Source organism: Streptomyces torulosus, assembly GCF_001419765.1.
Lineage (GTDB): Bacteria > Actinomycetota > Actinomycetes > Streptomycetales > Streptomycetaceae > Streptomyces > Streptomyces torulosus.
In genome coordinates, this window is sequence record NZ_LIRK01000132.1 from 1 (window position 1) to 9,211 (window position 9,211).

Genomic DNA, 9,211 nt, shown 5'->3' on the forward strand with positions numbered 1-9,211 from the left:
CTCACCGGGCCGGGGCGGGCCCTGCGGGCGACGGTCGACGCGATGTGCGACTGGACCCACCGCTACCTCGGCGACATCGAGGCGTCCCGGAGCCGCTTCGACGCCTGAGGGGCGGGCGGGAAGGGGACGTGGGCGTCCGGGCGGTGCCGGGGCGGTCGGGTGGGAGCTGTATCACCCGGACCGGGCTTTGCATGACCATGCATGGAGGTGCATACTCTTCCTATGTCCAAGGTCCTCACCTCCCTTCCGGCCGGCGAGCGCGTCGGCATCGCCTTCTCGGGCGGGCTCGACACCTCGGTCGCGGTCGCGTGGATGCGCGACAAGGGCGCCGTCCCGTGCACCTACACCGCCGACATCGGTCAGTACGACGAGCCCGACATCGCCTCGGTGCCCGGCCGCGCGAAGACCTACGGTGCCGAGATCGCGCGCCTGGTCGACTGCCGGGCCGCGCTCGTGGAGGAGGGCCTGGCCGCGCTGACCTGCGGCGCGTTCCACATCCGCTCCGGCGGGCGGGCCTACTTCAACACCACGCCGCTGGGCCGTGCCGTCACCGGCACGCTCCTGGTGCGGGCGATGCTGGAGGACGACGTCCAGATCTGGGGCGACGGCTCGACCTTCAAGGGCAACGACATCGAGCGGTTCTACCGCTACGGTCTGCTCGCCAACCCGCACCTGCGGATCTACAAGCCCTGGCTGGACGCGGACTTCGTCACCGAGCTCGGCGGCCGCAAGGAGATGTCCGAGTGGCTGGTCGCGCACGGCCTGCCGTACCGGGACAGCGCCGAGAAGGCGTACTCCACCGACGCCAACATCTGGGGTGCCACCCACGAGGCGAAGACCCTGGAGCACCTGGACACCGGCATCGAGACCGTGGAGCCCATCATGGGCGTCCGGTTCTGGGACCCCGAGGTCGAGATCGCCACCGAGGACGTGACGATCGGCTTCGACCAGGGCCGCCCGGTCAGCATCAACGGCAAGGAGTTCGCCTCCGCCGTCGACCTGGTGATGGAGGCCAACGCCATCGGCGGCCGCCACGGCCTCGGCATGTCCGACCAGATCGAGAACCGCATCATCGAGGCCAAGAGCCGCGGCATCTACGAGGCCCCGGGCATGGCCCTCCTGCACGCCGCGTACGAGCGCCTCGTCAACGCCATCCACAACGAGGACACCCTCGCCCAGTACCACAACGAGGGCCGTCGCCTCGGCCGGCTGATGTACGAGGGCCGCTGGCTGGACCCGCAGGCCCTGATGATCCGGGAGTCGCTCCAGCGCTGGGTCGGCGCCGCCGTCACCGGCGAGGTCACCCTGCGGCTGCGGCGCGGCGAGGACTACTCGATCCTCGACACCACCGGCCCGGCGTTCAGCTACCACCCGGACAAGCTCTCCATGGAGCGCACCGAGGACGCCGCGTTCGGCCCGGTCGACCGGATCGGCCAGCTCACCATGCGCAACCTCGACATCGCCGACTCCCGCGCCAAGCTGGAGCAGTACGCCGCGATGGGTCTCATCGGCACGGGCGGCCCCGCCGCGATCGGTGCCGCGCAGGCCGCCGCGACCGGGCTGATCGGCACCATGCCCGAGGGCGGCGCCGAGGCCATCGCCGCGCGCGGCGAGTTCACCGGCTCCGACGACGACGAGCTGCTGGACCGCGCCGCCATGGAGTTCGGCACGGACTGACCGACCGCCGAAGAGGACCGGACCGTGAGGGGCCGGGGTTCAGTGCGTCCGGCTCAGTGGGTGGGGCTCAGCGGGTGGCTGAAGCCCTGCGCGGAGATGAGGGACGCGGCGTCCGTCAGGTCGGTGGCGAAGTGCTCCACCGCCTCGTACGGGAAGCGGTGGCTCGGGCCGCTGACGGAGAGGGAGGCGATGAGACCGCCGGAGCGGCCCGCGACCGGGACGGCCACGGCGGTCAGGCCCTCGTCCCATTCGCTGCTGCTGACGGCGTAGTCCCTCTGGGCGGCCTCCTCGGCACGGGCGCGGAGCCGCTCGGCGTAGGACTCGCCGTGCGGGGAGGCGGCGGCGACCCGGCGCAGCAACAGATATGGATCAGCGTGACCCCGACCGCCGACGCGAGCCGCTGGCGGCCGGCACCGATCTCGCGGGGGCGGTCCCGGAGAAGAAAGGAACCCCAGCCGACGCGCGGCTGGGGTTCTCAGGGCGGCGGGTCACGGTCGGGCGATCACCGTGGACCGGGCGGGTCAGCGCCGCAGGGTGAGGACGCCTGGCCGGTACGGCAGCTTCAGGTAGTCGGTGCCGTCCGATGCCGGGTTCCTGCCCTGGTAGAGGAACTGCAGGTTGCAGGGGTCGACGGTCATGGTCTGGTCGGGGTTGTCGCGGACCAGGTCACCGTGGCTGATGTCGTTGGTCCAGGTGGCACCGCTGTTGGCCTTGCCCGCGAAAGGGCTGCTCTCGCTGTCGGCCTGCGGAGTCCACGTGCCGCTCAGGCCGGCGGCGGTGAAGGAGCGGAAGTAGCGTCCGCCCGCACCCATGGCCTCGACGATCATCAGGTACTGGTTCCGGCCCTTGACCTTGTAGACCTCCGGCGCCTCGAACAGCCTCGCCTTCGTGTCGCTCATGATCTTCGTGAACGACGAGCCGAAGCTGCCGGGGAAGTCCCCGATCGGAATGATCGACCGGTAGATGCCGCCGTTGTCGTCGGCGAAGAACAGGTACATGTTCTTGTCGTCGGCGATCACGGTCGGGTCGATCGGGCCGCCCTCGGAGCCGGCGGGGAGGCCGCCGGTGAACAGCGGCCGCGGCGCGGACCAGCCGTTGGGGTCGGTGGGGTCGCTGGACGTGCGGTAGGTGAAGGTCCAGGCGGTGCCCCAGCCGTTGGAGACCAGCACCCAGGTCTTCTTGGGCGCGAAGTAGAACAGCTTGGGTGCCACCGCGCCCTGGCTCATGCCCTTCTGGCCGGCCGAGCCCATGTCCGACCAGTTCGTGAAGGGGGCGAACGCCATCGAGCCCCATCCCGACGCCGAAGCGGTCGTCCCGTAGACCAGGTGCTTGCCCTGGTACGTCACGGTGGTGAAGTCCTTCAGTCCGACCCAGCCGTTGGACGGCTGCGCCAGCGGACCCGTCGACGTCCACCGGTACGTCGACGGAAGAGCGCACGTGCCGCCCTTCGTCGAGGCCGGGCTGAACTTCCAGTGCTGGTGGGCGCCGCCGTTGGAGTCCCAGATCCGCACGGGGGTCCCGTTGGCGGTCCGGCCGCGGGGGGTCTCCAGCACGCGGCCGCTGGCGACGTTGGTCAGCGTGTAGGAGCCGTCGCTGTTCCGGCGCGCCCGCCAGTGCTGGTTGGCACCGCCGTTGGCGTCCCAGAGCTGCGTCCTCGTCCCGTTGCCGGTCTGGTCGCCCGGCTCGTCCAGGACCCGGCCGCTGGCGACGTTGGTCAGGGTGTAGGAGCCGTCCGGGTTCCGGTCGGCTCGCCACTGCTGGTGGGAGGTGCCGCGGGCGTCCCAGATCCGCAGGGGCGTCCGGTTGCCGTTCTTCCCCGCGGGCTTGTCGAGAACGCGTCCGGCGGCGACGTCGGAGAGCGTGTAGACGGCGCCGGAGGTGATGCCCCCGCTCGGCGTGCCCCCGCCGCTGCCGCCGCCCAGGGCCTTGAGCACCGCGTTGTACGCGGGCTTCTTGTTGCCGGCGTTGTCGAACAGCAGCGCGTTCTCACCGGTGCGCCAGGAGTCGCTGTCGCGGATGCCCCACACGGTGACGCCCTTGCAGCGGTCGACGGCCAGGCATGCCTTGACGGCGTCGGTGTACGCGGTGGCGGACGCCTGGGCGATGTCCAGTTCGGTGATCTGGACGTCCACGCCGAGCGCGGCGAACTCGGACAGGGTGGTCCGGAAGTTCGTCGGCGGGCCGCCGGTGCCGAAGTGGCTCTGGAAGCCGACGCAGTCGATGGGGACACCGCGGGCCTTGAAGTCCTTGACCATGCGGTAGACGCCCTGGGTCTTGGCGTCGGACCAGTTCTCGATGTTGTAGTCGTTGTAGCAGAGCTTGGCCGCGGGATCGGCCTTCCGTGCGGTGCGGAAGGCCTCCTCGATGAAGCCGTCGCCCAGCACGTCCTGGAACACGGAGCTGCGGTGCCGGCCGCTGCCGCCGTCGGCGAAGGCCTCGTTGACGACGTCCCAGGCGTAGATCTTGCCCTTGTAGTGGCTCATCGTGGTGGTGATGTGCTTGTTCATCACCGCGCGCAGGGTGGTGGCGTCGCGGAGGGCGCCGACCCAGCCGGGCAGCTGGGAATGCCACACCAGGGTGTGGCCGCGCAGGCGCTGACCGTGCGCGGTGGCGTGGCTGACGATCCGGTCGGCGCGGGCGAAGTCGAACGACCCGCGGGAGGGTTCGACGGCGTCCCACTTCATCTCGTTCTCCGGGGTGACCATGTCGAATTCCCGGTCGAGGAGGGCCGAGTACGTCGAGTCGCCGAGCCTGCCCGCGGGCACCGCCGTACCGAAGTAGCGGCCGTGCGCGGCCGCCCCGTCGGCGAGCACGGTCGGCTTGGAGGGCTCCGGAGTGCGGGCGGCCTGGGCGACGAGCGGGACGGCGGCACCCACGGTGGCGAGGACCAGGGCGGCGGCGAGCACATGGCGGGTCGCCGGGCGGCGGCGATGGGAACGGTGCTGATCTGGCAACGGATCGTCTTTCTGACGCGGAGGGGGCCTCGGCCCCGGATATCTGCCAGTCGACGCCGCGGACCCGAAGGTTGCCGTCACCGGGGAGGTTTTTCGTCGAGCCGGGGCCCGTGCCGGGCGGCGGGATACGGAACCTTGACCGCTTCGAGGATCACCCTGGGGATTCGGGCGACGGGTCGACATGTAGCGTCATCCCTGCCGTGACCTGCGGCAGGGCGGCGCACCCCCATCGTTTCGCGCACCCCGCGCCCGGGTCGGGGCTCCCCCCACGCCGAGTTCGCGTACGCGTACCGGGCACACGAGCGTGCCCGCAGAACAGGAGCCGTCGTGGCAGTGAGGGTGTGGAGGCCGGGGGCCGTCGGTACGGCGGTCGTCGCGGCGGTCGTCGCGGTGACGCTGGGGGCCGGGGGCACGGCGAGCGCCGCCGGGTACACCGGGGTGGCCGGGCCCTGGAGCAGCGCCGTCGCGCTGACCGGCGCGGACGGGCAGCAGACGCTGATCGCCGTCCGGACGGCCGGTGACGGCACGGCGTTCGCGCTGTGGCGGGACCGTGCCGCCGGCGCCGACACCTGGGACTACGAGGTCGCCGTGAAGGCCGCGGGCGGCAGCACCTGGGGCGCACCGCACACCCTGGCCACCGGCCGGTCCAAGGGGGCCCGCGCCGAGCTGACCGTGACCCCCACCGGGCAGGCCGTGGTGACCTGGCTGGACGGGGGCGGCCCGGCCGGCGACCCGACCGCGCTGGCCGCCACCTGGAACCCCGCCCAGGGCGGTTGGTCCGCACCCGCGCCGATCGCGACGACCACCGGCGTGTACCTCGGCCTGCCCCGGCTCGCCGCCGCGGCCGACGGCACCCTCACCGCCGTGTGGGACCAGGGCGAGTTCGCCGACTACGACGTCATGACCGCCACCCGCGCCCCCGGCGCCACCACTTGGTCCACCGCGAAGCCGTTGGCCCACATCACCACCGGGTCCGTCTACGACCTCGCGCTCGCCGTAGCCCCCGACGGCGCGGCCACCGCCGTCTGGGACGTCTACGACCAGGTCCCCGAGGAGGGCGAGGACGCCCACACCGTCCACACCGCCACCCGCGCCTCGGCGGGCGGCGCCTGGAGCACCGCCGCCCCGCTGCCCGGCACCGCCGGCACGGCCGGCACCGTGCGCGTCACGATGGACGCCAAGGGCGCCACCACCGTCCTCTGGCGAGCCGACGCCGGTGGCGCCACCGCCCTCAAGTCCGCCACGCGGACCGCCGTGTCCGGTGGATGGGGCGCTCCGCAGACCGCGGTCTCCGCCATCGACCCCAGCGACGAGAGCGAGCCGCTCACCGCACCCAACGGTGACCTCACCTACGTCTGGGCCGGCTGGAGTTCCACGGCCGGAACCCCCGTCGTACGGACCGTCACCCGGACCGCGAGCACCGGCACATGGTCGGCGCCGAAGACGCTGTCCACCGGCTATGTGAAGTGGGACGTCTCCGCGTCCATAGGGGCCGACGGCACCGTCCAGGTCGTCTGGCCGCAGACGCCGAGCATCGACAACGGCAACGACACCTACCTGGAATGGGCCGTCCGCCCGGCCGGCGGCACCTGGAGCGCGGCGACCGCCCTCAACAGCGCGCCCGTCCCCGCCGTCCCCGACGAGAACGCCCTCTCCGGCGAGGTCACCGCGGGCCCCGACGGCCGGGCCACCGTCGTCTTCCGCAAGGCGGTGGACATCTCCCCCGGCGACTTCACCTCCCAGCTGTCCGCCCAGTCCCAGACCCTGCTGACCAAGCCGAAGGTCACCTCCGGGGCCGCCGTCAGCGGCACCGCCCGCACCGGCTCCAAGGTCACCTGCGGCGCCGCCTGGACCGGCTACCACACGACCGTGGCCTGGTCCTGGCTCCGGGACGGCACGGCGATCACCGGCGCCACCGGCAAGTCCCGCACCCTGACCTCCGCCGACTACAAGCACCAGGTGTCCTGCCGTGCCAAGGTCAGCAACGCCGCCGGGTCCGTCACCTCCACGTCCCCGGCCGTCACCGTCGCCGTCGGCCCCGCCCTGAAGGCCGTCACGGCTCCCGCCGTCACCGGCACCGCAAAGGTCGGCTACAAGCTCACCGCGGCCCACGGCACCTGGTCGCCGGCCGCCACCTCCTACACGTACTCCTGGAAGCGTGACGGCACGACCGTCACGGGCGCCACGAAGTCGACGTACGTCCTGGTCAAGGCCGACAGGGGCCACAAGATCACCGTGAAGGTGACGGCCAAGCGGTACGGCTGGACCAACGGGTCGGCCACGACCGCCGGGGTCGTCGTGCGCTGAGCCCGCGCGGACACCGACGGACGCCCGGCCGGGGAATCCCCCGGCCGGGCGTCGCCATGTGGGGCCGATCGACCGGGATCAGGGCCGCCGACCGCCATCAGGGCCGCAGGGTCCGGGGGCGGGGGAGGGCCTTCAGGGTGGTCTCGGGGATCACGTGGTCGAGGAGATGCAGGGGCGCGGCGGTGACCCCGGCCGCCTCGGCGGCGTCCCAGTGGGCCAGGGCGTGGGGGAGGTCCACCAGGCCGTGGATCGGGGGGAGTTGCGTGCCGTCGTGGTGGGCGTGGAGCAGCGACTCCAGACGGCAGGACGCGAGGGTGCCGGGCAGATGGGGCTGGAACTGGGTGCCCCGGGCGGGGCCGGTGCGTGCGAGCGGTGGCAGGTCCGCGGACAGCCGGGTCTCGGTGGTCCCCAGGGCCAGCAGTCCGCCCCCGACGAGCAGTACGTCCCGTTCGCGGCGCATCCGGTCGAGGGCCCGCGCGGTGTCGAAACAGTGCGGGAAGGAGTCGTCCACGACGATCGAGCCGGGACGGAGCCGGTCGACGTCCAGGAGTGCCGTGGGGCCGCTCACCGCGGTGACGACGACATCGGCGTCCTCGTACAGCTCGGCCGGCAGGTCCGCGGGGGTGCCGGTGGACTCCATGACCCGTACGGCCGTGCCGGAGTGGTCCGCCGACAGTTCGGCGGCGAGGCGGCGCAGCCGTGGGGCACTGCCCGGCAGGTCGCAGAGGATCAGCCGGGCCGGTGGGCGGGGGCTGCGGGCCAGCAGCAGCCGAAGCGACGACGTGCCGATGGAACCGCAGCCGACGACCGCGAGGGTCAGATCGGCGAGGTCCCGACCGGTCGCGGCGAGCGCCGCGTGCACGGTCTTCACGACGGCGACGGTGGTCGTGGCATGGCCGGTGGTGAGCGCGCCGGGGAGGGGAGCGGCGGTCGTGGTCGCCGTGGAGACGGCTGTGGAGGTGGTTGTGGACTCCGCTTCCCGGAGGACGTCGTAGCCGTAGCCGGTCAGGGCGGGGATCAACCCGGCCAGGGAGACGGAACGCGCGCCGAGGGCGAGGGCGTGCTCCACGGCTCGGGCGGTGCGGGCGGCCAGCGAACGCTGGTCGTCCGGGGTGGCGAGGGCCGTCAGTTCGTCGGCGAACACCGGCAGGGCGAGGAAGCCGGATGTGCCGAGGAGCGTGGTCGTCGTCTCCAGCAGCCGCGGGCGGCCGTCGGGGAAGAGGAGCGCCCGGAGTTGCTCGCGGCCCGGCACGGCGTGCGGGGGCAGTCCCGCGTACGCGGCCAGGTCGCGGGGCGCGGGCAGATAGCCGATGAGCGCGGCGTCCAGGGGCGCGCTGTCCTCCAGCTCACGGCGCAACCCGCCGGCGAACGCGGCCAGTTCCTCCTCGGTGAGGGCGTTCGCCGACGCGCGGACGGTGACGCGTACTCCGTCGCCCGAGGGGCGGACGGCGAGGAAGACGTCCGTGCCCACGGGGGGTGGGGCGAGCGCCGTGTCGGTGTCGTCCGGGAGGACGGTCAGTGCGGTGCCGGCGGGGGCGCCGAGGGAGCCGAAGTCCAGGAACGTGAAGAAGAACTGGGCGGTACGGGGCAGGCCGTCGTCCGTCCGCAGGTCCAGCGGTCCGGCGGTACGGGCCGCGACCGCCTCGGCGGCGNNCCGGTGGACGTACGGCCACGGCCTCCGCGAACGGGCCGAACACCCGGTGCGCGTCGGGCACGCTGTCGTCGCGTCCGGTGACCGCGAGGCCGAGCACCAGGTCCCGGTGGCCGGTGAGGCCGACGAGAGCGCGGTGGTACGCGGTGAGGAACGGCGCGTACGGCGTCGTCCCGGCGGTACGGGCGAGCCGGCGCAACGCCCCGGCGCGGTCGGCGTCGAGGGTGAAACCGGCGGTGTGGAAGCCGGGGGACGCCCCCATGCCGTCGGCGGGCGGCCGGGAGGCACGGAGCACGGGGGGCGTGTACGGGGCGTGGTGCCGGGCGAGGTGGTCCGCGGTCGCCGTCCCCGGGGTCGGGAACGGAATGCGGCGGCGGGCTGCGCGCAGCTCGACGTGGTCGCGGAACGTCGAGCGCAACGGCTCCAGGCCGTCGGGCACACCGGCCGCGAAACGGTCGTGGACGGTGAGGAGTTCACGGGTGAGCAGGGCGGCGCTGTAGCCGTCGCCGATGAGGTGGTGGGCGTGGACGACGAGGACGTGTTCGTCGGTGTCGACCGTGAACAGACGCAGCCGCAGCAGCGGCCACGCCCACGGCTCGAACCGTCGCCGCGCCTCCTCGGC

General features: G+C 73.0%; 4 protein-coding genes and 2 pseudogenes. 3 read left to right on the forward strand and 3 right to left on the reverse strand.

All coding sequences use genetic code 11. The features are described 5' to 3' along the window. Positions 1 to 108, forward strand: a pseudogene (locus AOK23_RS49605) (winged helix-turn-helix transcriptional regulator); the annotation flags it as partial. Positions 109 to 222: 114 nt separating this feature from the next. Continuing rightward, positions 223 to 1,677 (forward strand): argininosuccinate synthase, encoded by a 1,455-nt coding sequence (gene argG / locus AOK23_RS10195; RefSeq protein ID WP_055712423.1) that lies wholly within the window; start codon positions 223 to 225, stop codon positions 1,675 to 1,677. A 53-nt stretch (positions 1,678 to 1,730) separates the two neighbouring features. Here argG and AOK23_RS10200 read toward each other — a convergent pair whose 3' ends face one another. Both AOK23_RS10200 and AOK23_RS10205 read right to left on the reverse strand, forming a co-directional pair. Continuing rightward, positions 1,731 to 2,036, reverse strand: coding sequence for an IclR family transcriptional regulator domain-containing protein (locus tag AOK23_RS10200; protein ID WP_055712424.1), 306 nt, complete (start codon positions 2,034 to 2,036; stop codon positions 1,731 to 1,733). 162 nt (positions 2,037 to 2,198) lie between these two features. Next, the gene (locus tag AOK23_RS10205) at positions 2,199 to 4,631 is read right to left on the reverse strand and encodes a non-reducing end alpha-L-arabinofuranosidase family hydrolase (protein WP_420823696.1); all 2,433 of its coding nucleotides are present in this window, start codon (positions 4,629 to 4,631) and stop codon (positions 2,199 to 2,201) included. A 327-nt stretch (positions 4,632 to 4,958) separates the two neighbouring features. On the opposite strand from AOK23_RS10205, the gene AOK23_RS10210 reads away from it, so the two are divergent. After that, positions 4,959 to 6,938, forward strand: a complete 1,980-nt coding sequence (locus tag AOK23_RS10210) for a hypothetical protein (protein WP_157877988.1) — start codon at positions 4,959 to 4,961, stop codon at positions 6,936 to 6,938. A gap of 1,654 nt (positions 6,939 to 8,592) precedes the next feature. Here AOK23_RS10210 and AOK23_RS49610 read toward each other — a convergent pair. Further along, positions 8,593 to 9,169 (reverse strand): annotated as a pseudogene (locus tag AOK23_RS49610) (condensation domain-containing protein); the annotation flags it as partial. Positions 9,170 to 9,211 lie beyond the last annotated feature (42 nt).